The following is a 23,584-nucleotide window of genomic DNA, read 5'->3' on the forward strand; positions in this document are numbered from 1 at the left end:
CGCGCATCCGCCGCCATCCGGGCATCCGCCGATGGCGCGCGCTCAGAGTGTCCGGATCACACCGCCGTCACCCAGGCGCTGCCACGGCAGCCCGAGCACCAGCGCGTCGAACTGCGCCCGGTTAAGCGCGACACCGCCCTGGCCCTCGGTCCAGTGAAACCGGCCCTGGTTCAGGCGCCGGCATGCGAGCCACACCCCGAAGCCGTCATGGACCAGCACCTTCAAGCGCGTGCCGCGCCGGTTACTGAAGAGGTAGGCGTGATGCGGCTGGGCCTCGCCGAACACGCGCACCACCTGCGCGAGCAGCGTGTCCATGCCGGCGCGCATGTCCAAGGGCGCGGCTGACAACCACAGCGCCTCGATGCGGATCATGCGAGCCACTCGCGCAGCCACGCCCCACATGCATCGGCGGCCTGGAGCGGCCACTCGAGCTTGACGCGGGCGTTGCCACGCTGCGCCTCGAGGCGAATCACCGGCGCCTCGATGGCAGGAGCGAGCTGCACCGGCACAAAGCCTGGCTCAGCCAATGGAGTGAGTCCTACGCCGACCGGCTTGCGCTGGCTCGGCGGCTCAACGCCGCGCTCGCGCATCCAGCGATGGACCTGATTGGCGTTCAGGCCGTTGGCCAAGGCCACGCCGGCCACCGAGACGCCCGGCTCACGACACGCCGAGATCACTGACTGCTTGAATGCTTCCGTGTGCGTGCGCCGACTCCGGCGCGGGATAACCACATCCATCGTGTCCACCACCGAAAATTAGTGGACACGATCTTCAAGGCGCTAAGCGGCTCGCGGAAGGTGGGTTCGCCGGGGGCTTACAGATGTCCACCTTGCGCAGCAGGTAGGGGTTGACCTTATGCTGGGGGTTGCGCACGCTGGTACCCGGCTCTGGACATAGGACTTCGATGCCCATGCGTTGCATGAGCGTGCCCAGCTGGCGCCGGCCGACCCGCACGCCCTCTCGCAGCAGCATGCGAACACCCTTGAGGGGCGGCAGCTTCGGGCCGCGAAGCCGGACGATCGCAGTACCCCTCGACACCGGTCTTCGAAGCCGTCAGCCGGCGACTCGTTTCGTGAAGTCGGTTGTAAATCGTCGATGGCTGTAGTCGCTACACAGCGGCCCTTCGGGTCACGAAGTCCGTTCTAGGCTGATAGCGGAAATCCAGGCTTACCACGGTGAACGTCCGCTGCATCGCATTCCATTCGCTGACCAGCCCAAAGAGCATGGTTGCGATCGATATCAGCTTGCAAGCGCCCGGCAGCGACTGCCCCATCAGCTTGATATCACTACTAGAGGATGGTTTGTGACGGTGCGGAGAAAGAGGCTCGTAGAGCCAAGAATGGCAAGGTGGTCATTCTCGATGCCCGCCTTGGACAGCCCCGGTTGAACAATACCGACGCGAAAGACAACGTACTTACGTCGCGACGCCTTTCTCAGCACAACGAGCCTGTCCAGACTTCCGCGAACAAAGCGCGTCGGGCGACCCGCACGATGCTTGGTCTCACGCTCTGTGAGATGAGCAACCAAATTGGGAAAATTCCATGTCCACTTGGTCGATTTTTGCGCTTGGCCGCAGACCTCGTAGAGGTCTTTCACGCGGTTTCCAGGCGCGGCTCCAGAGGAATACTTGCAGTGCCACAAAGTCACAGTGATGGTCTGCTCCCCATCTTCAATAGCTACTACATCCGCGCTTTCCCCGGCATCGTCGTCATCAATGATGAACGCCGAAGGCCCTTGCTCCAGGTGCTCGATAAATTTTTGTTGAATAGAGCGGGGCCGAAGCGCGCCATCTTTCCATCGGCTTTCCTGATTTTGGAGCGTGTCGCCCCACGCCAGCGGAGCGATCAACTCTTGGTCATAAACCTCCGCTAGTTCTACACGCGGTTTCAGCAGTATTTCGCCCGAGAGTTGCGAGCCATCTGCAAGTCGTACGAGAGGTGGGTTGGTAGTGAAGAAGTTAACCGCCAGATCAGTCTTATTGAAGGCCTCGATGCTGACATCAGGTCCTTCGACCCGCACAATCGAATAGAACAGTCCCTGAGCTTCTCCTTCGGGAACTAGCGTCATCTTGAACACGGTCTCGACTTCACTGCCAGCCTTCAGCTTGAACGTAAACTCGTTACCTGCCGGGGTCCACTCGACAAGATCTAGCTGACACTCATGGAAACTGTATTTGTTTTCTCCATGCACAACCGTGATCTTGAAACTCGCCAACTCGAAGAGCTGATCGGGCCAGTCGATCATCATCGCGTGCTCATCGGGAAGCACGCCGCCTTTGCGTAACTCAGGGACGAGGGTGTGCTTGAGGAAGTCGTTGGGCTCGATGTTCTCGTTTGAGAGCTTGATCCCCAGGTCTCGGCACCAATCTCTCCAACCGGCCAGTGAGTCCGTTTGAAGGGACCAAATTTTTCCTTTACGTGAGCACCCAATGCTCACCCTCTTTCCGTCTTCGTAGCCAACGCCCATGACGTTCGACTTCATCTTGTCCTGCTGCAGCACGGGATCGATAGCGTCACGGACATCGAGGCCAGCAAACATCTGGTATCTGACATTCCGGCTCAAGCCCGTCAAACCCACGCTGTGCAGCGTCATTCGTCGCAGATTGCTGAAAGCCCTGAACACCTCCTCATCGCGAACCGGTTGCGGGTCAGTCGAGAGACTTTGAGCCAGCTTCCATGCGAAATACTTGCGGGAACTGTTAATGAAGAGAAGGTCTTTTTCCTCATCATAGAAGGCGATAAAAAGGTCCCAGGTATCGATGACGATGTCACGGGAGTCTGTCCAGTCAACCTTGTCTTCCTGATTGACAATGAAGACCAGCATCTTGTCTTGCTGACTGAAGATCGGCTGATAAATGACCTGGTTTGGTCGAAATGCATTTGCATACCCGGTGTGGTCGAAGTCCGTGACGCGAAACACCTCCGTGCTCAGCTTCGGGTTCATCGTGAGCGTAGATATCTCCAGTTCCGTCGCAACTTCCTCCAGTGGTTGAAGGTTTTCCACAAGCTCCGACAGCCTCGCTTGCGGGTCGATTGCGTCATAACTCAAGTCCGACAGCAGGTTGTTCCAATCAGCATCTTCTTGATAGAGGCTTTCAAGTGCTTCAGGCACGCCGTCTTCAGCAGTATTTGCCACGAAACTTGCGTCCCCGACATTGTCGGCCGCACGAGCGAAGCGACCAATAAACTGCAGCGTGATGCCAAGGCTCTTGTGGACGGAGTGCAGCGCGGCCACTTTGAGTTGTGGCAAGTCAAATCCTTCGCCGAACATATCCACACAGATCACGATCCTGTGCTCACCGCTTCGGATATTCCGAAGAACCTGTTCGCGGCCTTTCGTGTAGCTGTGGACGAGGACCGGGTTCAGGTCCGGAAACTCTGCGCTGTAGATGTTGTCAAACAGATCCTTAGCTTGACCAATCGTGTTGGCTCTCGCCAGCAGCATGTGGTCTAAGCCGCTTGCCAGATCGGCCCTCAGTCTCTCTACGGCTTTCCCGGCGATCCGAAGATCGGCCACAGAGCTGTCCGGCTCAAAGACTTGAAGGAACTGGATCGGCTTGAAGAACTCGTTCTCCTGGGCAAGCTGAAGTGGGTAGTTGTAGATGATCTTCCCGTTCAACGCCTTGCCGTCTTCCCGGAATGGCGTAGCGGTGAACAACAGCATTCGAGCATGAGCGCAATAACTTGAGAACCTGTTCCAGGTTGTCGCTTGCGCATGGTGCGCCTCATCGAAGAAGACTTCACTGAAGAGCGCTGCAAACGCTTTTTGCTCATTCTCATCACCTCGGCTGATGGAGGCCATCGTGGTCACCACAATGTTGCAGCTTCGGAGCGCGTCGAACTGGGCCGCGGTGGGCTTTCCTGTCAGCACGCCCACGACCGGATTGAGCACGTCAGTGACGATGCCCAATTTCCTCAGGAGCCCGTACTCCCTGAACTTATCTGCCGTCTGCTGCCGCAGAGCGTCTGTGGGCACTATGACCAAGATGCGATCACCGCGCGATTCGACGGTGATGGCCAGCATGACCTCCGTCTTCCCCGTCCCTGTGGGCATCACAATGATGGCCGGGTCTTTGCTCAAACTCCAGTGCGCCGCTATCGCGTGGAGCGCGCCGATTTGAGGTGCGCGCAAGCCAGGCCTAGCGGCGTGCCCCTCAACTGCAACAAGCTCGGAGACGTAGTTGATCCCGCCTCGCCATGATGCATGGGCCTCAGCCCTCAGCCGGTTGCCTTCAGCCAAGCTGTCTTCGACTTCCCGGAAGCGCGCATCCGCGATTTCAAGTATTCCGTCTATAACCTCACCATCAGTCCCGCGTAGCACCCCGGCGGGAGCCAGATCGGTGAAGTCAAATCCATTGACCATCAAATCGATGGCGTAGACAGCGCCGTCTTCAGTGGTCGCCTTGAGGCGTTTGAAATTCGGGCCTCGGGATCGATGGGCAACGACGGTGGCCGGATAAACCGCGCTCGCACGCCCGATGCAAGAGGCGTCGATTACGCCGTCCCGGTTCTGGAAGGCATATCTTGTCGGCAGGCGCAAGCGTGTTGCCTCAGCGAAATCCGCTTCTGTGACCATTCCCCTGCCTCCGTTCTGTATTCGCGCATCGTACTCATAGCGAGCAAAACTCATCAATCTTACGTAAGTCCATGCGCTGCCTGGTGCTGGACGGGGTGTAGCGGTGCGGCGCCAATGGCGCACCCACTTTCATCGAGGCGGCTGCGTCCACCAACGAAGAGTTGCACACGCTGCTGCAGACCGTCATCGCCCGGTTCATAAATGTGCTCACGCGCCGGGGCGTATTGGTCTAGGAGATGGGGCAGACCCAGCGACGACCTCACCTTCTGCATGCTGTCGACCGATAGCGCGGTGTTCTGAACGTCCGCAACGTAGCGCATGCAGAACGAACGTTCGGCGCCCGCTCCCAGCAGACCGCACTCGCTGCAAAGATAACTGGGAGGACTTGCGCCGGCCGAACCTACTGCACTGCGGCAGTAAACTGGGTACTGCACAGACCTACCAAGCGAGCGTCTCAGACGGTCAATGTAGCGTTCGCGACGTGCTGGCCTCTTCGTAGCGGTTCAGGCGTGGGGCGTTCGAGAATGAATGTTCACTCAGTGAGAGCGCATGACGATTGTTGTAGCCGGATTCGACATCGACCCGCCGTCTTCATACCGTAGGTTCGTAGGTCTCCTAGACGACGAGCCGACCACCCAGCCTGCTCCGACCAAAGCGGAACTGGCGGAGGAGGAACGTCAGCTCTACGCCGAGGCGCTCAAGAAGCCAACGAAGGCATTTCTCTTCGCAGATTCTTTGTTGTCAAGAGCTGCAGATGGCCGTCGTCAGGCGGTAGCGGGCGAAGCCGAGAAGCTTTTCGAGCTAGAGATCAGTCTTTCGATTCCTGATTTTTCTCCACATGGCTATCCGTCTCGAAGATTCACGATCCTGCGCAAGACTTCGTGCGGAGTCGCTTATTCGGGAAGTCCACACATGTGGCAGTTCACCGTCGAGCGCTTCAGGGAGGAGATGCGCAATCTGCACTACACCTGGGCAGGAAGCGACTATGGAGTTCCCGGGCACTACGCCATCTGCAAGGCTAACGACCCGGAGGACATGGCTTTCGCGAAAGGCACGTTCGACGAGAGCATTAACTTTGACTCGAGAGAGCTCCCGCCTCTCGAGGGCGCATTCGTGGCGGACGTGTTCGCTTCTTGCTTCGACGCTGCGCTCATGGATCACTTCCCGAAGGAGTACGACAACGAGGGACAGCCTGTCAGCTTCGAAATACCGATCGAATTTCTCTTGCAGGTGTATTGCGAGAAAGATAAGGCACCAAAGATCTACAGGTTCGGTTGGGAAGACGACAGAGGGCAGTTTCCCACGGGGTACAAGTCTGTTCGCGCTGAAGTTCAGTGCGACGAGGTGGCAGTTCTTGGCCAGGTCAGTTGGTGGCCACCCTTGGTACAAGTCCGACAGCAGGCCATCGCCGAAGGAAAGTCAGTACAACGCGCGATGGAGCAGAAGCTCGTCTCTTTAATAGTCGCGAACGCTCAGGCTAACTATGTCGGGGGTCGACTTCGTGCCGGGACACTTTCATGCAGAGGCTTTGAAAAGCGCAAGTTGCAAACGGGGAACTGTGCGACATCCTCTGGAACCCAAGCATGACCACGCCACCACGGATCTGGCAGCCGATGCCGAACGGGATGTTTTCGCAGTGTTGGGAGGATGGCGCGCACCGTCTTGATGCGATCGGACGGCAATTCGAGGGACATAGTCGAAACGCAGGCGGCGGTCAATCCAGTTCCAGTACTGCCTTCTCGGAGGCAGCCATGCAGCGGTAGCGGACCTCCGGCCCCATGTCCTGAGTGACGGCTCCAGTTAAGGCTTGTGTGACACCTGCCCAGCCGCACAGGCGGTCGAGCACCCTCACTGCTGTCGGGCAGGTGTTGCATAAGCCTCGAGGGAGGAAACCGCGGCGACCGCTACGGTAGCTGTCGAACGCGGTGGCTATGGCGATTGCTCTACGCGCGGGTCGCGAGTTGGCAGCCTGCAACTGAGCATCGACACCGCATCGATGACCGCAGGCGCCCATCTGTGTGCCACTTCGATGCGGCAGGAGCTCTTGGCCGAGCCTGCGCAGACGCTGACCAGGCGACACACGCAGCAGCCCACCGGGCGCCATGTCCAGCGTCGAGTTGATCGGCGGTGTTCGAGTGTGGTCATGGTGCCGGCGGCGCCCGAATCGAGCAGTCGCGCAAGAAGACCTGCAGCACCACCATCGCGTTGCCGCAATGCGCACAGACGAAGGTCGGACGTGGTGAGTCCGACCCATCGTCGGCCACCGCTTCAGGCGGTAGCGGTATCACCTGCAACAACTGGCGCGCCAGCGCCAGGTTATCCCGCCGGTTGCTGTTGGCCAGCAGGCCGTAGTGCCGGATCCGGTGGAAGCCGCCCGGTAGCACATGCAGCAGGAAGCGGCGCATGAACTCCTGCGGGCTCAGCGTCATCGCCTTGTGACGCGTCTTGCCCTTGGCGCCGTCCTTGGCTCGATAGTCCTTCCAGTGGAAGGTGACGCCGCGCTCGTCCATCGCCAGCAGCCGGCTGTTGGAGATGGCCACACGGTGCGTGTAGCGCGACAGGTAGGCCAGGACCGCCTGCGGTCCGGCGAATGGCCGCTTGGCATAGACCACCCACTCGCACCTGCGCAGCGGCGCGAGCCAGGCCTTGAATGCAGCGGCTTGGGCCAGTGCTGCGTGCTCGCCGAAGAACCTGAGCTTGCTGCCGTCGTGCAGCCGCTGCAGCTCCTCCAGGAAGCGGCGCCTGAACAGCCGGGACAGCACGCGCACCGGCAGGAAGAACCCCGGGCGGCAGGCGACCCAAGTCCTGCCGTCGGGCGCCAACCCGCCGCCTGGCACGATGCCGTGCACGTGGGGGTGGTGGGTCAGTGCCGAGCCCCAGGTGTGCAGCACCAGCGTGGCGCCGATGTGGGCGCCCAGGTGCTTGGGATCGGCCGCGATACGCAGCAGCGTCTGGGCGGCGATGTCGAACAGCAAGCCGTACAGCGCCGCCTTGTTCTGGTACGCGATGTCGGCGATCGGCGCCGGCAGCGTGAAGACCACGTGGTAGTACTCCACCGGCAACAGATCGGCCGCTCGCGCATCTAGCCAGCGCTTAGCCGCGCGGCTCTGGCACTTCGGGCAGTGCCGGTTGCGGCAGGAGTTGTACGAGACCTCGTCCTGGCCGCAGCCATCGCAGCGCAGGACATGGCCGCCCAGTGCCGCCGTGCGGCACTGGGTGATGGCCGACATCACCTTGAGCTGCGCCAGGCTCAGGTGACCGCGCTGGGCGTCACGCCAGGCGGATCCATGGGCACGGAAGATGTCGGCGACCTCCAGGGCGGGTCGCGCCTGCACGATGGCGTACCACTACAGGGCTGGTGGCTGCGGTGCAGGTTCGGGCGCTGGTTCGCCAGCGGGCTTGGCGGACGTGTGATCCAGAGGGCTGATGACCCGGCGCAGCAGGTCGGTGGCCACAGCAGCGTACAGGGTGGTGGTGTCCAGCCGCTTGTGCCCGAGCAGCACCTGGATGACGCGGATATCGACCTTCTGCTCCAGCAGATGGGTGGCAAAGGCATGGCGCAGACCGTGTGGCGTGATGCGCTTGTCGATGCCGGCGGTGGCGGCGGCCAGGTGCACGGCGCGGTTGAGCTGGCGCGCGGTGACGTGATCGGTGGGGTCCAGGCCCGGGAACAGCCAACCACCGTGGCGGATCTTGCCCTGGGCATGGCCCAGCCTCCACCAGGCGCGCAGCCGCTCCAGCAGCACCGGGCTGAGCATGGCGTAGCGATCCTTGCGGCCCTTGCCCTGCTCCACGCGCAGGGTCATGCGCTCGCCATCGATGTCGCCGACCTTGAGCGAGACGACTTCGCTCACGCGCAGGCCCGCGCCGTAGGCCACCGACATGGCGGCCTGGTGCTTGAGGTTGGGCGCAGCGGCGATCAGGCGGCCGACTTCCTCGGGACTCAGGATCACGGGCAGCTTGCGAGGCACCGCCACATGCGTCATCTTGAGCATGAGCTCGGGCCGGCCCAGCGTGATGTCGAAGAAGAACTTCAGCCCGGTGATGGTGGCGTTGATGGTGACCGGTCCAGTTCCGGTATCCACCAGGTGCAACTGGAAACGGCGCAGATCCTCGGCGGTGGCGGTGTGCGGCGAACGGCCCAGGAAGCTGGCGAGCTTGCGCACGGCGCGGATGTAGCCCTCCTGCGTGTGCTCGGCGAACTGGCGCATGCGCATGTCGTCGAGCATGCGTTGGCGCAGCGGCGAGACGGCCGCGGATGGGGTCGGGGTGGAGATGTCCATGATCCTGCTCCTGTCGGTGACCGAGGCGGATTGCCTCGATCGCCAACATCGCAGAATCACGGGCGTAACGAAACGCCACCAACGTAGCCGGAGCGTCTACCGCGCGAGCGGTTTAGTCCATCGCTGCATTACCGACATCGACATCACCTGCATTGCTCGGATGGCGGCCGCGGATGACTGTCGTTCGAGCTACGCTCCCGCGTTCTTTCGTCCACAGCTTCGCTACTCGACACAACCAACTCAACTGGACCATACCCCGCGTAAACAGTCTCGCCATCGGTCAACCGAGTGACCATCCACCATCCATGGTGCTGCTGCACGAGATAGTCAATCGGCATCCCCTTCAACGGAATTTCTCGCAGGCGCACCGCGCCGCGCAGGTCAGGTACACGTAGCCGCGTGGCGTAAATCGTTTCCACGGTCATGCCCTTGCTACAGGCACATCCGCCAGACAGGTGGTGTAGGCCGGCGTGCGCCGCTCCTGCTTCATGGTCCATACCCGATTCACCCCGAGCTTGCCGGTCCCGCCCGAGTGAATGGTCCCTTTGCCGAAACGGGTGTTGATCACATCCATGGCGGTCATGAGTCTTGTGCGATCACGCGTGGCCGGTGCATCGTTGGGATCGTCAAGCTCCAGCTCCCTTTGATGGACATTCGCTGATTGCAGGTCCACCAGGATGACACCGGCCTTGATGAACTGGTAGCCGGCCAAGTACATGAAGCGCATGCCGTCGGTGGCAGCCTTGGTCAGCGCCAGGGTGTCGTCGGTGGGTCGGCGCAGCGGCACGACCACACTGCGCGAACACTGCGGCCCTGGCCGATAGGGTGAGGTGTGCATGAATACCAGCATCTCGGTCGCCAGGCTCTTCTGCTTTCTCAGCTTCTCCGCGGCACGGGCGGCAAACTCGCTCACCGCTTCGATCAGAGGCGCCAGCTGATGCACCGGCTTCCCGAATGAGCGCGTGCAGGCGATCTGCTGCTTGGGTCCCGGCGCGTCGTCCAGATCGACGCAGGGCTGGCCCTGCAGTTCACGCACGGTCTTCTCCAGGGTCACGCTCCAGCCCCGTCGAGCAGTGGCCGGATCCATGCGGGTCAGGTCCAGCACGGTCCGGATGCCGCCGTCTCGAAGCTGCGCGGAGATCCGGGGCCCCACACCCCAGACATCGCCCACTTCGGTGGCCTGCAACACATCGTCCAGGTCCTGGGCAGGCAGGGCAGCCAGGTTGAACACCTGGGCAAATTCCTTGGGATAGCTGCCCGGCTTGCGCTCGGTGGTCTTGGCAATGTGGTTCGCCAGCTTGGCCAGCGTCTTGGTTGGCGCCATGCCGATGCAGGTCGGGATGCCCGTCCACTGCAGGATGCGCTCCCGCACCTTGCGACCGCGGGCCACGAGATCACCGCGCACGCCATGCAGGCCGATGAAGCTCTCGTCGATCGAATAGATCTCCTGCGTCGGCCCAAGCCCGGCCGCCAGGGTCATCATGCGGTCGCTCATGTCGCCGTAGAGCACAAAGTTGGCCGACAGCGCCACCAGCCCAGCCGACTCTTCCAGATGACGGATCTTGAACCAGGGCGCGGCCATCTTGATGCCCAGGTCCTTGGCCTCGTTGCTGCGCGCGATGGCGCAACCATCGTTGTTAGACAGGACCACCACCGGACGCCCGTTCAGGCTGGGCCGGAACACCCTTTCGCAGGAGACATAAAAGTTGTTGCCGTCGACCAGCGCGTACATGGCGGCATTCCTCGCATCGGATGACCGCTCAAAGCACGAAGCGCTTGATGCTGGACGTGACCACACCCCAGACCTCGATGGTCTGTCCTTCCTTGGGCACGATGTCCGGGAACGTGGGGTTGGCCGCCTTCAGGCGCATGCGACCAAGGCGCTGGGAGAGCTCCTTGACCGTGAATTCCCCGTCGACGGTCGCCACCACGATGTGGCCGTGAACCGGGCGCACGGCGCGATCCACCACGAGCAGGTCACCGTCGTCGATGCCTTTCTCCCGCATGGAAATCCCGCGTGCGCGCCAGAAATAGGTCGACTGGGGGTGCTGGATCAGGATCTGGGTCAGATCCAGGCGGTTGACCTCGAAGTCTTCCGCAGGAGACGGAAACCCCGCACGGATGTACCCGGCAGCGATGGGCAGCATCAACGACGCGGCCGACAACGGCACGGGTTCGGAGAAATTGCCAATACTGTTCATATGTACAGTATACGGCTTTGATCATCTGCACACCAGAATGTCCGCATGTGCTCCAACTACGATGCCTGCACCAGCACCGAGCGCCTGAGGCTGCACTTCGGTGTCGAGCTGCCCGCCGGGGTAAACCTGCGGAAGGACGTCTGGCCGGCGTACCAGGCGCCGTTCGTTCGCAGGCACCCCAACGCCGATGTGGGTGACGATGCCGTGCCGCCACGCGAATCGCTGGTGGGACTATTCGGGATGGTGCCGCACTGGAGTGGTGACGTGGCCTTCGGCCGGCGCACCTACAACGCCAGGTCAGAGACTGTGGCAGAGAAGCCCAGCTTCAGGGACGCCTGGCGCAACGGGCAGCACTGCATCGTGCCGGTGGAGGCGATCTATGAGCCCGACTGGCGCAGTGGATCCGCGGTGCCAACGCGCATCCAGCGCAAGGATGGCCACCCCATCGGCATCGCCGGTTTGTGGACCAGCAACCGCAAGGCCACGGGGGAAGAACTCTTGAGCTTCACCATGCTCACGATCAACGCAGACGACCACGAGCTGTTCAAGCACTTCCACAAGCCCCAGGACGAAAAGCGCATGGTGGTAATCCTGCACGAGCACCAGTACGACGAGTGGCTGAAGGCGCCGGCGGCGAAGTCGATGGACTTCATGCGGCAGTATCCGGCACACCTGCTGATCTCGACGCCGGATCCAGACCGCGGGAAGAAGAAGCGGTAGTCAACAGGACAGCAATAGAGAGAGGAGAAACATCAAATCAAGCGGTCTAAACCGACCTTGGCGAAAACAGATGGCACAGAAAAAGAATAGCCCGCCAGAGCGGGCCGAACCTTGGATGCTGTCACGCACTCAAGGAGGATTGGACTGAAATGGTGCCAGTTGTTATCCAGGAATGCATCCTCAGAATGAGGTAGTGGCGCAAACGACAGAACGATATGCTGAGGGGGCCACCGCGGGTTTCGTTGAATCGTTTAGAGGATCGCCATCGTCGAGATTCACCCGGCCTCGCTGCCAGAGCCCACACAGCAACTCCCCAGGAAGCAAACCTCTTCGATGCTGCGAGCACAAGGCCTACGAGCGCGCAATAGACTCTTCTCCAGGGCGCTCCCCACTTCCTAAGTAGCGCTTCGCTTTTTCGCGGACCTTCTCTCTTGTTCCGCACGCCGGACGATAGTTCGAGTGAGCTCCACCACTTCGACCTCCAGAGCGTTAGCTAGTCGAAAAAACACCGCCAAAGAAGGCTGAGTCTCAGCAAGCTCCAGCCTCGCCACAAAGCTCCTGTGAACGTCAGCACGATGAGCAAGCTCCTCTTGGCTGATGTTGATCTCCGTGCGCCGAGCCTTGATCGCTGTCGCCGCAGCGAGAAGTACCGGCAGATCTTGCACTTTGCGCATGCCCGCGACTCTTAACGGGAAAGCGCATTTATGCACCCGCATATATGGTACAAATTGGATGCGTGGAAGACCCGCTACTTTTGTTTTCAGGAGCCGTATGTTGACCCTCGCCAGCCTTCGTCCGGACGCGCCAACCGATCTGACAAACCTGTCCAAGGTGCTTCAGAAGCAGAACGCCGGAACAGCAGCACTCCCTGTTGCCGGCTCCCTGATTCCGCACAAATCTGGCGTCGTTAAACGGCGTCGTCGAGTGGGCGCCGGCGGCGCCGTAAACGGCACGAGGGCCGCGCGCGTCGGCCCTCGTTGTGCTGGGGGGCGGGGCTCGATCAGAACGACGGATCGTCGAACGGCAGCTCGGCCTGCGTGAGGCGGTCCTGGCGGTAGTGCTCGAACAGGGCGAGCTCGTAGTGCGCCCAGATGCGCTCGCGCAGATCGTCGAGCAGCTCGATCACGGCCCGGGCCTGCTCGGGCGTCCAGTCGGCGTCGATGAGCAGGTCCAGGCCGCGCAGCAGCCCGGACGGCGGGTGGTCGGTCTTCATGCGGGACTCCGTGCGGATTTGCGTTTGCGGGCGTTGGTGGCGGCGCGCTCCTGGGCTTCCTTGTGGCGCCAGGACGGGCCCTTGAGGGCGATGATCTCGGCGTGATGGATCAGGCGGTCGATGAGCGCGACCACGCAGGCGGCGTTGGGGAACACCTCGGACCATTCGGCAAAGGACTTGTTGGTGGTGATGAGGGTGCTCTTTTTCTCGTGGCGACGGCTGATGAGCTCGAAGAGCAGATCGGCGTGGCGGTTCGAGTAGGAGAGGTAGCCGACCTCGTCGATCACCAGGAGCGTGGGGCTGGCGTAGTGGCGCAGGCGGCGGCGCAGCGCGGAGTCGGAGTCGAGCGCGGCGAGCTCGCCCAGGAGTTGGCCGGCGGTGGTGAAGAGCACGGTGTGCCCGCGCAGCACCGCCTGGTGGGCGATGTTCTGCGCGATGGTGGTCTTCCCGAGCCCGGAGGGGCCGACCAGCAAGGCGTTGGTGGCGGTCTCGAGGAAGCCGAGTGTCATCAGCTCGGCGATGGCGGCCTGGTCGCACTGCTCGGGCCAGCGCCAGTCGAAGTCGGCCAGCGGCTTGAAGCGGCCGATGTGCGCGCAGCGCAGCCGGCGCTCGAGTGAGCGTCGGGCGCGCTCGGTCTCCTCCCACTCGATGAGCGGGGCGATCCACGGGGCCTGGGCGCACTCGGCCCAGTGGCTCACCACCCCGTGCAGTTGCAGCGCACGGGCGCGCGCGAGCAGCGGTTCAGGCGTCGTCATGGTCGTCCTCCAGCAGGCGGTCGTAGCCGGCCAAGGGGTGGGCGCGCACGGTGACGTCGCGCGTCTTCAGATGCGCGGGCAGCGGCACACCCAGTGGCGGGGGCGCCTCGCGCCGACGCTCGAGCGCCAGGCGCACCGCGTTGGGATGCGGCACGCCGCGCGCGAGCGCCTCGTCGACGGCAACGGCCAGTTCGCCCGCGCCGTAGCGGTCGAGCAGGTCGGTGAGCGCGCGCGTGGTGCGCCCGAGCGGCTCGCCGCGCTCGGCGGCCTGGGCGAGCAGCGCCTGGCAGGTGGGCACGGCCGCCGTCAGGCGGTCGGTGGCGCGGTGCGCACTGGCCGCGTGCTTGTGTGCGACGAGCGCCTCGAGGTGGGCGTCACACTCGATCTGCTGGCGGCGGTCGTAGCTGCGCGCATGGGTGGCGATGACGTCCTCGCCGTCGAGGATGCGCACCCGCAGCGGGTCGGCGAGCACGGTGAGGGTGCGCCGTACATGGGTGTGGGGGATCGAGTAGTCGTTCAGGTCGAAGCGCACGTACGGGGTCTTGCCCGCCGACACCGCGCGCAGCTCGTCGGTCGGAAACGGTGTCTCGGGCCGCGCGAGCAGGCGCTCGCGCTCCGCCGCGAAGGCCTCGGCCACCGTCATCGAGGCGTCCTCGGGGCAGCGCCGCGCACCGGCGGCGCCCTCGCACCAGGCCTGGGCCTGCGCGTTCAGGTCGTCCAGATCGGCGAAGGCGCATCCGGCGAAGAAGGCCTCGCGCACGTAGCGGATCGCGCGCTCGACGCGCCCCTTCTCGTTGCCGCGCGCCACCGCCACCGGGCGCGGCTCGAAGCGGTAGTGGCCGGCGAGCGCGAGCAGGGTCGGGTGGAAGCGGATCGCGTTGCCGCAACGCTCGAGCACCGCGCTCTTCAGATTGTCGTAGAGGGCGATGCGCGGCACCGCGCCCCAGCACTCGAAGGCGCCGACATGGCCGCGCAGGAAGTTCTCCATGCGCGCATCGAGGAAGAAGCGCAGATAGATCTGGCGCGACCACGACAGCACCATGACGAAGGCCATCAGCGGACGGCGCGCGCGCCCGATCGTCAGGTGCCCGAAGTGCCCCCAGTCGACCTGGGCCTGCTCGCCGGGCAGGGTGCGTAGCCGCAGGTAGGCCTCGGCGCTCGGGCGCGGGCGGTGGCGGGCGATGAGGTGGCGGAAGTGATCGGGGCGCCCGGGGTAACCGCGTGCGCGCACCATGTCGTAGAGCCGCGCGGCCGTAAGGCGCGGAAACTGCGCGAGCGTGTCGTGGATGAAGGGCAGATAGGGGTCGATCGCCGAGGCGCGCTGCACGGGGCCGTGCCGGGGCAGGCCGGCCTGGGCGAGCACGCGCGCGACGGTGTCGCGGTGCAGCCCGAGCTGCACGGCGATGGTGCCGATGCGCCAGCGCTCGGCGTGGTAGTAGCGCAGGATCTGCGCTTCGTGTTCAGGGGACAGGGCCATGGCGGGGCGGACTCCGTTCGGATCGCGGACAGGGGCGCCGAACCGGGGAGTGCAGGAAGTCCTGACGCACGAACGGGGACAGTGCGCGGTGGCACAGGTGGCACTGCCCGCTCGCGGACGGTACGGACTCGGGCACGGTCGGCGCGGTCCTTACTTCAACAGGCGGGGCCGGCGGCGGGGAACCCTGATGCGTCACTTCCTGGCGTCGCGCGCGGTAGCGGCGCTGGCGTTGCGCGTGCGCCAGGCGCCCCGCAAAGCTCGCCTGGTAGCGCGTGCCGGCTGCCCGCAGCGAGGCCGCGCGGGCACGCTGGGCGCAGCCGGCGGCGCAATAGCGCTGCCCCCGATCACAGTGGCTGCAGATCAGCACTGCCGCGCGGCACGCGGCACAGAGATAGCGTCGTCCGGTCGACTCCATGGGCCTTGAGGCCCGTGGGAGACTCGACGCCAGCGCCCACTTCGTGAAAGACTACGGGCGCAACGACCGCGCAGCCTTGCGCGGGTGTGGGGCGCGACACTGGGGATGACTTGGCGGTTTGAGCCGGTGTCGCGCCTGCGTTGCCACAGGCCGAGCCCGATTGTGCGCGCATCGGCCACTCGGGTGCCAAACGCCCTCCCTCCCGATTGCACGAACACCCCGCCCGCCATCGGCGCGCTGGGGTCAGGGGCGTTTCCAGTCGCCCTACGGGCGCCTTCCAACGCCCCTGACCCCATCAAGCAAACAGCCGCTATCCGCTCACCAGATCAAGGTCATGCTGTGCCGTGCCGGCGGTGGACGCCGGATTTGTGCGGGAATCGACCGCCGTTAACACTCCCGAATGCGCTTCCTGAACCACTTCTGATTTCAGTGGCGCGCGACCTGAGATCGCTGGAAGCCTTCGACGAAGATTCAGACAGCGGGCAAGCGACTTTGGCCGCACCGATGATGCTGGTGTTTTCCCTCCTCCTCGGATCGCCAGGGCAGAACGCATCGCAGCTTTCGATTGGAGGTCGAGCCATGTTTGAGTCTCTCAAGTCGTACCAATGGGCGGTCGAAAGAGAGATCGTCACGAGGCTCACGGGCATTTCGGGATGTGACGACATGGATGTACTCATAGATCGTCTGACCGAAATCAACTCTGACGACAGCCCTTCAGATTCGACGGCCCTTTAGACACCACCGACCTTTCCTCCAGAAGCTCAAGAGGAAGATCAGGAATAGTCTTTGCCCATCTGAGTATGAATATCACTGAAAGCAGCAGTTTCACGGAGGACTTCCTCGAACCTGGCACAACACGTCTGTCTGCTTCTGCCGTCGCGAAACTGTTTGACATGAGGCCGCAAGATCTGGCCGAGTTCGCTGGCGTCCAGATTGTCACGCCGCTCCCCCTCCCAGAGTCGGAAAAATTGCAAGGTGTTCTGCGTGAACTTATGCGCCTGGTGTCATTGGCCACCAGGGTGGAGCCGGATTTGCAACGCTCGGTCGGCCTCATCAAAGGTGCCTCGATTTCGGCGCTCGGTGGCAAGACGTTGATGCAACTGGCTGGCGCAGGCCGGATGGATGACGCAGTTGGCTATCTTGAATCAATCAGGTCCGGGTACCTTGGGTAACGAGTAACACGCCTTGCGTCGCCATGCTGAAATACATCCTCGCTTCGAGTGTTGATGCCGACCGGAAGCAGGCAGATGGATGAACCTGACGGGCAGTACCGATGCGGGAAACGGAGGACGTCATGACGATGCCAAATGAACGCGCGCGGGCTCTCCGCTTGGCCGGTGAAATTCTGCGGAAGATGCTTGCAAGGGACGACATGCCTGAGAACCTTCGTTGCCTGGCAAGGGTTGCGTTGCGCCACTATCCGGATCCACGCGAGCTCGAACAGATGATCGGTGATATCGATCGCCTGCCGCACGGGTTTCTCGATCAGCGATGGCTTGCCCCGGAAGAGACCGTCAAAGATTATGCGACCGGTACCGTGTCAGGAAATGGCGCGAGAAGCCGATCGACGATGACCAAGAACGTGAGAAAAGCTATGCAATCGGCTCCTGAGTCGTCTGAATGGGGTTGCGTCCGGCCAGTAGGTCGAGAGTTCGGCAGTCCGGACTCCGTCCCCTGAATGAACCGCCCCGGGTTTTGAAGAGGCTCTTTTCCCTGAGAGGATAGAGCCATGAGCAAGAATTCGAACCAATTTTCACCCGAGGTGCGAGAACAAGCCGTTCGCTTGGTGCGCGAGCACCGAGGCGAGTACCCCTTGATGTGGGCCGCCATCGAATCCATCGCCCCCATGATCTGCTGCGTTCCCCAGACCCTCAACGAATAGGTCAAGCGAGACCAGATCGATTCCAGCGAGCGCGACGGCATCACGACATCCGAGCGTAAACAGATGAAGGCGCTGGAGTGCGAGGTCAAAGAGGTGCACAAAGCCAATGAGAGATCCTCAAGCTGGCCAGCGCGCTTTTCGCCCAGGCGGAACTCGACCGCCGTCTGCAGTCCTGAACAAGTTTGTCGATCAGCGTCGACAGGCCTACGGGGTCGAGTCGATTTGCGAAGTGTTGAAGATCGCCCTGTCAGGCTATTGGCGCCATGCTGCTCATCAGCGCGGTCCTCAGCTGCGCTGCACGCGCGCCCAACGTGACGACAATCTGGTGCCGCACATGGAACGCGTGTGGCACGCCAACATGCAGGTCTACGGCGCCGACAAGGTCTGGAGACAGCTCAACCGCGAAGGCATCACCATTGCCCGCTGCACAGTCGAGCGGCTGATGCGGCGCCTTGGCTTGCAGGGCGTGCGCCGTGGCAAGGTGGAGCGCACCACCATCAGCGACGCTCGGGCACCGTGCCCGCTGGACCGGGTCAACCGGCAATTCAAAGCCGAGCGGCCCAACCAGCTGAGGGTCTCGGACTTCACCTACGTTTCAACCTGGCAAGGCTGGCTGTACGTGGCCTTTGTGATCGACGCGTGCGCCCGGCGCATGTGGGCTGGCGGGTGAGCAGTTCGATGCGTACGGACTTCGTGCTCAATACGCTGGAGCAGGCGCTGTACGCACGCAAGCCTGAGCGCGACGGCGGCTTGGTCTGTCACTCCGACAGGGGGCGCAATATGTCAGTATCCGCTACACAGAGTGACTGGCCGAGGCCGGTATCGAACCCTCTGTGGGCAGCAAGGGCAACAGCTATGACAACGCGCTGGCCGAGACGATCAACGGGCTGTACAAGGCCGAATTGATCCACCGACGAGCAACGTGGAAGACAAGGAATCGGTGGAGTTGGCCACCCTCGAATGGGTGTCATGGTTCAACCACCACCGGCTGCTCGAACCCATCGGCTACATCCCGTCCGCCGAGGCTGAGGCAAACTACTACCGGCAACTCGCCAGTCAGGTCTCCATGGTGGTGGCCTGACTTAAACCAACCGGCCTCCACGATTCCCGGGGTGGTTCACCATGCCCATGAAAATCAGAACGCCAAGTTTGCGCAAACAAACGGGGGCATCCATACCAACAATAAGGCTGAACTCCAGCACCAAGGATTCTCTTGAGGCTTTACTGCGAGAGGTCAGAGCCTGCAAGATATGTTCCGCAAGTCTCCCGATGGACCCACGGCCAGTACTTCAATGTCATGGATCTGCACGTATCCTCATCGTCGGACAAGCACCCGGCCGGAAAGTACATGAATCAGGCATTCCGTTTCAAGACGCCAGCGGCGAGCGGCTCCGTTCTTGGCTTGGGGTTACATCTGAAATCTTCTATGACGAACGTCGAGTCGCCATCTTGCCCATGGGGTTTTGCTTTCCCGGAACTGGTGTTTCGGGCGATCTACCCCCACGACCTGAGTGCGCTCCAGCATGGCGAAATGAACTTCTCAAGCACCTAAAGTCCATCCAACTCACCTTGGTCATTGGGCAGTTTGCTCAAGACTACCATCTCCCCAATGCAGGCTCATCGGTGACGGAGGTGGTTCAGTCTTGGCGCATGCACCTGCCAAGCGTCATTCCACTTCCTCATCCAAGCCCGAGGAACAATCGATGGCTTGCACAAAACCCCTGGTTCGAAGCTGAGCTATTGCCTGTACTAAGGAAACGTGTCGCCCTCTCACTCAGTGATGCCTAACAAGTCACTTGTAGGCTCCCTCTGAGTCACATCTTAAGGACACGTATCGTGTTTCCTAACAGCGCACCCGTCCTTGATGGACGGCTCCGAAGATACATCTCAGAGAGTCCACAAACCGTCTACTAAAGCCATTTGAGCCAGCGAAAAACCGCTAACAACCCAACACTCATTAGTAAGCAAAGACCTACCAACACCCAGAAACCGTTGGTGGCATCTGCGAACGGCAGTCCCAGAAGATTGGCGCCAAACAGGCCAGTGACAAAGTTCAAGGGCAAGAAGATTGTGGATACCACGGCAAAAACATAAGAGCTTTGGTTCAGCTGTCGCTCCTGAATGCGGTTTGCCTGGTCACTGAGGATATCGATACGGTCACGCAAATTCTCCAGCGTTTCGAGCAACCGCAACAGCTGGTTCAGGTGCTCCTCCAGTCGGCCTCGATGATTGGTATTCAGCGGCGGGACGACGAGGGTTGTCAACGTTTGAAGAACGGCCCGCTGGGGGCCAAGATGACGCAGAAAGCCAGAGATCGCGGTCTGGGTATTGGCCATGCTCGGGCATGCCGCTTCCGTCTGGTGTTGAACCAGAAGGCCGCCGATCAGATTCACCCCATCCTCTAGCATCTCGACCTGCTCGGAAACTTCCGAGAGGTGCTCTTCGATGAGATCGCAAAGGAAGTCACCTGGCGTTGCCGAGCCCCGCCCCTGAGAGATGTCTTCCGCAAGTTCGAGGATGGGATCCACATCCTCCTCGCGGGTCGTGATAACCCGACGCTCATCAATCCAGATTCGCATGGACACCATGTCCTCCGGATGCCCCACTCCATCAGCTCTCAAATGCATCGCTTTGAGCAAAACCATCACGCCCTGCCCGTGGACGCGCAACCGCGAGCGGGTATCTTCAGACACCATCGCTGCGGCGATCAGCTTGTCCAGGCCGGTCACGCTTGAGAGAAAACTCTCCGTCTCGCGGTGGTGGATGCACATGTGCAACCACGACGCACCGCCGGTCATCTGGAGAAGATGGAGAAACCCAGGCGTACGCTCTGCTTCGATCATGGCTATCAACCCACGGTGGATTCAACCTCGAAGTTAACGGTATCTCCAACCCGTAGCACGCCACCTACGACGATCCGTGCCGTGGCGCCCCCGTGACCGCGCAGCGCGGCGTAACCGCCTTCACCGAGTTCGTCCTCCATGCGTGAACAAGGAGGACATGGCCCCGTGATTTCAATGCGGACCGATCCGCCAATTCGCCAGACAAAGCGTTCTTCCCGGAAGGGTGAATGCATTGCGGCGACGTTGATGCCCGAGATCACAAGGTTGCGCCGCAAACGCTCCGGGGCAATTGGAGCTTGCCCCGTCCAGACCCCGAGCAAGCCAAGGTGCTCAGCTTGGATCAGACTCAGCTCGCGATGGCGTTGCGCATCCGACTGACGAAGCTTCAGGGAGCGGTGATCGCCAATCAGCCCGAGACCCGGTTCGGCCCTGGCCTCCTGCACGGACACTGCGTCCTTGAGGCGATCCGGGCGCAGAACGATGGCATCAAGCCGACCTGTGCCATGAAAGCGCCGGACCAGGTCGCGCAGCGTGCTGCCCATCGTTCAGACTCGAATGAGGTGCATCACAAGACTTCCTCTATGTGCAGTTCGCGTTGCCGGAAGCTGACAACATCACCGGCTCGGGCATCTGCGATCGCTGCGTAGATGGGCGCCTGGGTGGAAATTCCCATGTAGGTGTTGCCGTCGCACTGGAAGGCATCGCTGGCAACCGCAATCACGAACCAACGCCCGTCGATGCGAACCACGGCGCCTGTCTCCACCGAATCCCGGGGACCGAAATCGATCTGACGCAAGACTTCCAGGGCCTCCTGGTGGTCGTGAATGGGGCATTCGAACGCCTGCGCCAGAGCAGCATTGTTGACGGCCCGCGACGCCGCATCGCTTTCACTGGGTTCATCTCCGCGGCCCGCCGCACCGACCAGGTATTGCGCATAGGTCTGTTCGGCAAACCGCAGGCGCCCTTCGGCAAGGTCCAGCATGGTCTGGCGCAGATGGGTCTTGTTGCTCATTAGGACTCCTATGTCAGGTCGACGTTTGTTGCGTTGGGGTGAACGGTAGCCGGTGCCAGACGGTGATGGCGTACCAGCCTCGGGGGTCGGTCAGGGTGCAGGTGTTGTCAAACCCGCTTCGGCCTGCGAGGTGTTCGATCGAAGCCAGGGAGTATTTCTGGGATTGCTCTGTATAGATGGTCTCCCCGGCATGGAATACGAACCCTCGGTCAAGGGTTCTGCTGTGGACCACCTGGTCAACCTGGCTCACCAGAAAGCTTCTGGCCACGTGTTCCAGCGGACAGTAGCTGGCGTAGTGCCGAAATTTCGTCAGATCGAAGTCCATGCCCAACTCGCGATTCAGCCGCGTCAGCAGGTTCAGATTGAACGCAGCAGTCACGCCCTGGGAGTCATCGTAAGCTGCGCGCAACACGGCCGGGTCCTTGACCAGATCCAGACCAAGCAGCACAAGGTCACCTGGGCGCAAATGCGAATGCACCCGTTGCAGCAGCTTGACGGCACCGTGTTCGTCCAGGTTGCCCAGATTGCTGCCCAGCAACATTGCAACCTGGCGTCGCCCTTCGGCAACCTGAGGCCAATGCTCGAAATAGTCTCCCAGCACCGGTTCGATGGCCATGCGGGGGAGGTACGTGTCAAAGCGGCGGCTCAGATCCGCTAGGGCGTGTGCGGACACATCCATAGGCCTGTAGATGCAATCCACTTCACGTTGCGCCAGTGCCTGGCACAGCGACAGCGTTTTGGCCCCGTCGCCGCTGCCCAGTTCAATCAGATCGATCGGGCTGCACCGAGGATCTATCCACCGGGAAAGCTCATCCGCGCGTGAGCGCAGCAGCTCGTGCTCAAGGCGTGTGAGGTAGTACTCGGGCAGCGCCATGATCTGCTGAAACAGGCGCGAGCCCTCATCGTCGTAGAACCAAGCGGATGAGAGCGCCTTCTGTGGTCGCGTCAACCCTTGCAGAACATGCTCCGTCAGTCTGTCCCGATCAGTCATGCGGACTCCCGCGAGCGAACAGGACGGATGCCCGTGAACTGCCAACGCAACGGAGCGTGAAAGAAGTTCCGGTATGTCAAACGGGCGTGGCCCGGCGATGTGGCCCAGGACGCTCCGCGCAAGACCTGCTGGTTCACCATGAACTTCCCGTTGTATTCCCCCACCGCGCCCTCGCTGCGGGCAAAACCGGGATAGGGCTGATAGGCGCTCCGCGTCCATTCCCATCGACGCCCCCAGCCGAACAGGCTTGCCGCTGCCTCCCACTCGAACTCGGTGGGCAATCGCCACCCCGCCCAATCGCAGAAAGCGTGTGCCTCGTAGTAACTGACGTGCGTCACCGGTGCCTGACTGGTCAGCGGCATCACACCCTGGAGCGTGTAATGACCCCATCCTTCAGGCTGGTTAGGGTCGGGCTGCCAGTACATCGGCGCACGGTGTTCGAGCGTTTGCACCCAGTCCCAGCCTTCCGCATGCCAGAGCGAATGGCGCTGATATCCTCCGTCGCGCATGAACTGAAGGTATTCATCATTGGTGACTAGCGCCACACGGATGTCTACCCCTTGAATGAGCGCCAAATGCGATGGCGACTCGTTGTCGAAGGCGAACCCTGGCCCCTGGTGGCCGATGCGAATCGTCTGCCCTTCGACGCTAAGCCAATCGTCCAGGGGTGGGCAGGTTCCATCATGTTCGGCCGTCACATCTTGGGGACCGATGCCCAGAGGGTCATACGCCGGATGCAATGGGTTGTGGCCCAGGATGTACTTGATGTCTGTGATCAGCAACTCCTGATGCTGTTGTTCATGCTGCATGCCCAGCTCTACCAAAGCCGCGACTGCGGGCTCCAGTGGTTCCTTCAGCAGACGGCGCATGGACTCGTCCACATGCGCGCGGTACGCCATCACCTCAGCCACCGTCGGGCGACTCAAGCTTCCTCGCTGCGGGCGTGCCAGGTGAGCGCCCTCCGATTCGTAGTAGCTGTTGAACAGGTAGCCATACAGAGGATGGAACAGTCGATAGTCCGGCTGTTGTTTCGCGAGGACAAAAGTCTCGAAGAACCACGTGGTGTGGGCCAAGTGCCACTTCGGCGGACTGACGTCGGAAACCGGTTGGGGAATATGGTCCTCGGCGCTCAGAGGGGCACACAGCCGTTCGCTGCGCGAACGGACAGAGACGTATCGGGTTAGGCGGATGTCTTCAGGTGTCACGGCAGATGAGAA

22 protein-coding genes, 1 pseudogene and 1 other annotated feature are annotated in these 23,584 nt (G+C 61.9%); of the genes and pseudogenes, 7 read left to right on the forward strand and 16 right to left on the reverse strand.

The genetic code is table 11. The annotated features are described in order from the left end of the window. Window positions 1–42: 42 nt before the first annotated feature. From tnpB to ACM1PE_RS24960, 3 genes are all read right to left on the reverse strand, one after another. Window positions 43–372, reverse strand: coding sequence for an IS66 family insertion sequence element accessory protein TnpB (tnpB, locus tag ACM1PE_RS24950; protein WP_419341305.1), 330 nt, complete (start codon window positions 370–372; stop codon window positions 43–45). After that, window positions 369–737 (reverse strand): transposase, encoded by a 369-nt coding sequence (locus ACM1PE_RS24955; protein WP_419341306.1) that lies wholly within the window; start codon window positions 735–737, stop codon window positions 369–371. The genes tnpB and ACM1PE_RS24955 overlap by 4 nt, the downstream gene beginning before the upstream one ends. A 535-nt stretch (window positions 738–1,272) precedes the next feature. Continuing rightward, window positions 1,273–4,575, reverse strand: a complete 3,303-nt coding sequence (locus tag ACM1PE_RS24960; protein WP_419341308.1) for a DEAD/DEAH box helicase — start codon at window positions 4,573–4,575, stop codon at window positions 1,273–1,275. Between the two features lie 549 nt (window positions 4,576–5,124). Between ACM1PE_RS24960 and ACM1PE_RS24965 the strand changes: the two genes are divergently transcribed. Then, on the forward strand, window positions 5,125–6,162 hold the full coding sequence (locus ACM1PE_RS24965) for a hypothetical protein (RefSeq protein WP_419341309.1): 1,038 nt from the start codon (window positions 5,125–5,127) through the stop codon (window positions 6,160–6,162). A 554-nt stretch (window positions 6,163–6,716) separates the two neighbouring features. Here ACM1PE_RS24965 and ACM1PE_RS24970 read toward each other — a convergent pair. Together ACM1PE_RS24970 and ACM1PE_RS24975 are read right to left on the reverse strand one after the other, a co-directional pair. Next, window positions 6,717–7,910, reverse strand: coding sequence for an IS91 family transposase (locus ACM1PE_RS24970; protein WP_419341310.1), 1,194 nt, complete (start codon window positions 7,908–7,910; stop codon window positions 6,717–6,719). A gap of 12 nt (window positions 7,911–7,922) precedes the next feature. Beyond that, a complete protein-coding gene (locus tag ACM1PE_RS24975; RefSeq protein ID WP_419341311.1) occupies window positions 7,923–8,858 on the reverse strand; it encodes a tyrosine-type recombinase/integrase in 936 nt (311 codons plus the stop codon). On the opposite strand from ACM1PE_RS24975, the gene ACM1PE_RS24980 reads away from it, so the two are divergent. Continuing rightward, window positions 8,857–9,150, forward strand: coding sequence for a hypothetical protein (locus ACM1PE_RS24980; protein ID WP_419341312.1), 294 nt, complete (start codon window positions 8,857–8,859; stop codon window positions 9,148–9,150). The genes ACM1PE_RS24975 and ACM1PE_RS24980 overlap by 2 nt on opposite strands. A 129-nt stretch (window positions 9,151–9,279) precedes the next feature. On the opposite strand, the gene ACM1PE_RS24985 is transcribed toward ACM1PE_RS24980, so the two are convergent. Both ACM1PE_RS24985 and ACM1PE_RS24990 read right to left on the reverse strand, forming a co-directional pair. Further along, window positions 9,280–10,590, reverse strand: coding sequence for a Y-family DNA polymerase (locus ACM1PE_RS24985; RefSeq protein ID WP_419341313.1), 1,311 nt, complete (start codon window positions 10,588–10,590; stop codon window positions 9,280–9,282). A gap of 28 nt (window positions 10,591–10,618) precedes the next feature. After that, window positions 10,619–11,059 (reverse strand): LexA family protein, encoded by a 441-nt coding sequence (locus ACM1PE_RS24990; RefSeq protein ID WP_419341314.1) that lies wholly within the window; start codon window positions 11,057–11,059, stop codon window positions 10,619–10,621. Between the two features lie 45 nt (window positions 11,060–11,104). Between ACM1PE_RS24990 and ACM1PE_RS24995 the strand changes: the two genes are divergently transcribed. Further along, window positions 11,105–11,779 carry an SOS response-associated peptidase gene (locus tag ACM1PE_RS24995; protein WP_419341315.1) on the forward strand — a complete coding sequence of 225 codons (675 nt, stop codon included), beginning with the start codon at window positions 11,105–11,107 and terminating at the stop codon, window positions 11,777–11,779. Between the two features lie 395 nt (window positions 11,780–12,174). On the opposite strand, the gene ACM1PE_RS25000 is transcribed toward ACM1PE_RS24995, so the two are convergent. The 4 genes from ACM1PE_RS25000 to istA form a co-directional block, all read right to left on the reverse strand. Continuing rightward, window positions 12,175–12,495 carry a helix-turn-helix transcriptional regulator gene (locus ACM1PE_RS25000; protein ID WP_419341316.1) on the reverse strand — a complete coding sequence of 107 codons (321 nt, stop codon included), beginning with the start codon at window positions 12,493–12,495 and terminating at the stop codon, window positions 12,175–12,177. Between the two features lie 284 nt (window positions 12,496–12,779). Then, entirely contained in the window at window positions 12,780–12,992 is a 213-nt protein-coding gene (locus ACM1PE_RS25005) for a hypothetical protein (protein WP_004359146.1), read from the reverse strand. Then, the gene (istB, locus tag ACM1PE_RS25010) at window positions 12,989–13,747 is read right to left on the reverse strand and encodes an IS21-like element helper ATPase IstB (protein ID WP_419341318.1); all 759 of its coding nucleotides are present in this window, start codon (window positions 13,745–13,747) and stop codon (window positions 12,989–12,991) included. Before istB ends, ACM1PE_RS25005 begins: the two co-directional genes overlap by 4 nt. Next, a complete protein-coding gene (gene istA / locus ACM1PE_RS25015; protein ID WP_419341319.1) occupies window positions 13,734–15,224 on the reverse strand; it encodes an IS21 family transposase in 1,491 nt (496 codons plus the stop codon). The genes istB and istA overlap by 14 nt, the downstream gene beginning before the upstream one ends. 1,215 nt (window positions 15,225–16,439) lie before the next feature. Between istA and ACM1PE_RS25020 the strand changes: the two genes are divergently transcribed. The 4 genes and pseudogenes from ACM1PE_RS25020 (at window position 16,440) to ACM1PE_RS25035 (ending at window position 19,309) form a co-directional block, all read left to right on the forward strand. Beyond that, on the forward strand, window positions 16,440–16,811 hold the full coding sequence (locus tag ACM1PE_RS25020) for a DNA-binding protein (RefSeq protein WP_419341320.1): 372 nt from the start codon (window positions 16,440–16,442) through the stop codon (window positions 16,809–16,811). A 122-nt stretch (window positions 16,812–16,933) separates the two neighbouring features. Further along, complete coding sequence (locus ACM1PE_RS25025; protein ID WP_419341321.1) at window positions 16,934–17,317, forward strand: BPSL0761 family protein; 384 nt, start codon at window positions 16,934–16,936, stop codon at window positions 17,315–17,317. 51 nt (window positions 17,318–17,368) lie between these two features. Continuing rightward, window positions 17,369–18,602: pseudogene (locus tag ACM1PE_RS25030) on the forward strand (IS3 family transposase). After that, window positions 17,652–17,768 (forward strand) — a sequence feature (AL1L pseudoknot). (Overlaps the previous pseudogene by 117 nt.) A gap of 41 nt (window positions 18,603–18,643) precedes the next feature. Continuing rightward, complete coding sequence (locus ACM1PE_RS25035; RefSeq protein WP_419341322.1) at window positions 18,644–19,309, forward strand: uracil-DNA glycosylase family protein; 666 nt, start codon at window positions 18,644–18,646, stop codon at window positions 19,307–19,309. Between the two features lie 122 nt (window positions 19,310–19,431). Here ACM1PE_RS25035 and ACM1PE_RS25040 read toward each other — a convergent pair whose 3' ends face one another. From ACM1PE_RS25040 to egtB, 5 genes are read right to left on the reverse strand one after another with little or no spacing between them, the layout of a single operon-like run. Further along, a complete protein-coding gene (locus ACM1PE_RS25040; RefSeq protein WP_008647290.1) occupies window positions 19,432–20,364 on the reverse strand; it encodes a CorA family divalent cation transporter in 933 nt (310 codons plus the stop codon). A gap of 5 nt (window positions 20,365–20,369) precedes the next feature. Next, entirely contained in the window at window positions 20,370–20,906 is a 537-nt protein-coding gene (locus ACM1PE_RS25045; RefSeq protein ID WP_008647291.1) for an MOSC domain-containing protein, read from the reverse strand. A gap of 23 nt (window positions 20,907–20,929) precedes the next feature. Continuing rightward, on the reverse strand, window positions 20,930–21,376 hold the full coding sequence (locus tag ACM1PE_RS25050) for a hypothetical protein (RefSeq protein WP_008647292.1): 447 nt from the start codon (window positions 21,374–21,376) through the stop codon (window positions 20,930–20,932). Between the two features lie 13 nt (window positions 21,377–21,389). Further along, window positions 21,390–22,367: an L-histidine N(alpha)-methyltransferase gene (egtD, locus tag ACM1PE_RS25055; RefSeq protein ID WP_008647294.1), complete on the reverse strand. Its 978-nt coding sequence runs from the start codon at window positions 22,365–22,367 to the stop codon at window positions 21,390–21,392. Continuing rightward, the gene (gene egtB, locus ACM1PE_RS25060; RefSeq protein ID WP_206537003.1) at window positions 22,364–23,572 is read right to left on the reverse strand and encodes an ergothioneine biosynthesis protein EgtB; all 1,209 of its coding nucleotides are present in this window, start codon (window positions 23,570–23,572) and stop codon (window positions 22,364–22,366) included. The genes egtD and egtB overlap by 4 nt, the downstream gene beginning before the upstream one ends. Window positions 23,573–23,584: the final 12 nt, after the last annotated feature.

The sequence above is a fragment of the Achromobacter sp. PD1 genome, assembly GCF_048541815.1.
GTDB lineage: Bacteria > Pseudomonadota > Gammaproteobacteria > Burkholderiales > Burkholderiaceae_B > Achromobacter > Achromobacter bronchisepticus_A.

What these genes read in the sequence shown, in the direction of transcription:
- tnpB (WP_419341305.1), bottom strand. Translation starts at nt 372, where the DNA reads ATGATCCGCATCGAGGCGCTGTGGTTGTCAGCCGCGCCCTTGGACATG.
- ACM1PE_RS24955 (WP_419341306.1), bottom strand. Translation starts at nt 737, where the DNA reads ATGGATGTGGTTATCCCGCGCCGGAGTCGGCGCACGCACACGGAAGCA.
- ACM1PE_RS24960 (WP_419341308.1), bottom strand. Translation starts at nt 4,575, where the DNA reads ATGGTCACAGAAGCGGATTTCGCTGAGGCAACACGCTTGCGCCTGCCG.
- ACM1PE_RS24965 (WP_419341309.1), top strand. Translation starts at nt 5,125, where the DNA reads ATGACGATTGTTGTAGCCGGATTCGACATCGACCCGCCGTCTTCATAC.
- ACM1PE_RS24980 (WP_419341312.1), top strand. Translation starts at nt 8,857, where the DNA reads ATGATCCTGCTCCTGTCGGTGACCGAGGCGGATTGCCTCGATCGCCAA.
- ACM1PE_RS24975 (WP_419341311.1), bottom strand. Translation starts at nt 8,858, where the DNA reads ATGGACATCTCCACCCCGACCCCATCCGCGGCCGTCTCGCCGCTGCGC.
- ACM1PE_RS24985 (WP_419341313.1), bottom strand. Translation starts at nt 10,590, where the DNA reads ATGTACGCGCTGGTCGACGGCAACAACTTTTATGTCTCCTGCGAAAGG.
- ACM1PE_RS24990 (WP_419341314.1), bottom strand. Translation starts at nt 11,059, where the DNA reads ATGAACAGTATTGGCAATTTCTCCGAACCCGTGCCGTTGTCGGCCGCG.
- ACM1PE_RS24995 (WP_419341315.1), top strand. Translation starts at nt 11,105, where the DNA reads ATGTGCTCCAACTACGATGCCTGCACCAGCACCGAGCGCCTGAGGCTG.
- ACM1PE_RS25000 (WP_419341316.1), bottom strand. Translation starts at nt 12,495, where the DNA reads ATGCGGGTGCATAAATGCGCTTTCCCGTTAAGAGTCGCGGGCATGCGC.
- ACM1PE_RS25005 (WP_004359146.1), bottom strand. Translation starts at nt 12,992, where the DNA reads ATGAAGACCGACCACCCGCCGTCCGGGCTGCTGCGCGGCCTGGACCTG.
- istB (WP_419341318.1), bottom strand. Translation starts at nt 13,747, where the DNA reads ATGACGACGCCTGAACCGCTGCTCGCGCGCGCCCGTGCGCTGCAACTG.
- istA (WP_419341319.1), bottom strand. Translation starts at nt 15,224, where the DNA reads ATGGCCCTGTCCCCTGAACACGAAGCGCAGATCCTGCGCTACTACCAC.
- ACM1PE_RS25020 (WP_419341320.1), top strand. Translation starts at nt 16,440, where the DNA reads ATGAATATCACTGAAAGCAGCAGTTTCACGGAGGACTTCCTCGAACCT.
- ACM1PE_RS25025 (WP_419341321.1), top strand. Translation starts at nt 16,934, where the DNA reads ATGACGATGCCAAATGAACGCGCGCGGGCTCTCCGCTTGGCCGGTGAA.
- ACM1PE_RS25035 (WP_419341322.1), top strand. Translation starts at nt 18,644, where the DNA reads ATGCCCATGAAAATCAGAACGCCAAGTTTGCGCAAACAAACGGGGGCA.
- ACM1PE_RS25040 (WP_008647290.1), bottom strand. Translation starts at nt 20,364, where the DNA reads ATGATCGAAGCAGAGCGTACGCCTGGGTTTCTCCATCTTCTCCAGATG.
- ACM1PE_RS25045 (WP_008647291.1), bottom strand. Translation starts at nt 20,906, where the DNA reads ATGGGCAGCACGCTGCGCGACCTGGTCCGGCGCTTTCATGGCACAGGT.
- ACM1PE_RS25050 (WP_008647292.1), bottom strand. Translation starts at nt 21,376, where the DNA reads ATGAGCAACAAGACCCATCTGCGCCAGACCATGCTGGACCTTGCCGAA.
- egtD (WP_008647294.1), bottom strand. Translation starts at nt 22,367, where the DNA reads ATGACTGATCGGGACAGACTGACGGAGCATGTTCTGCAAGGGTTGACG.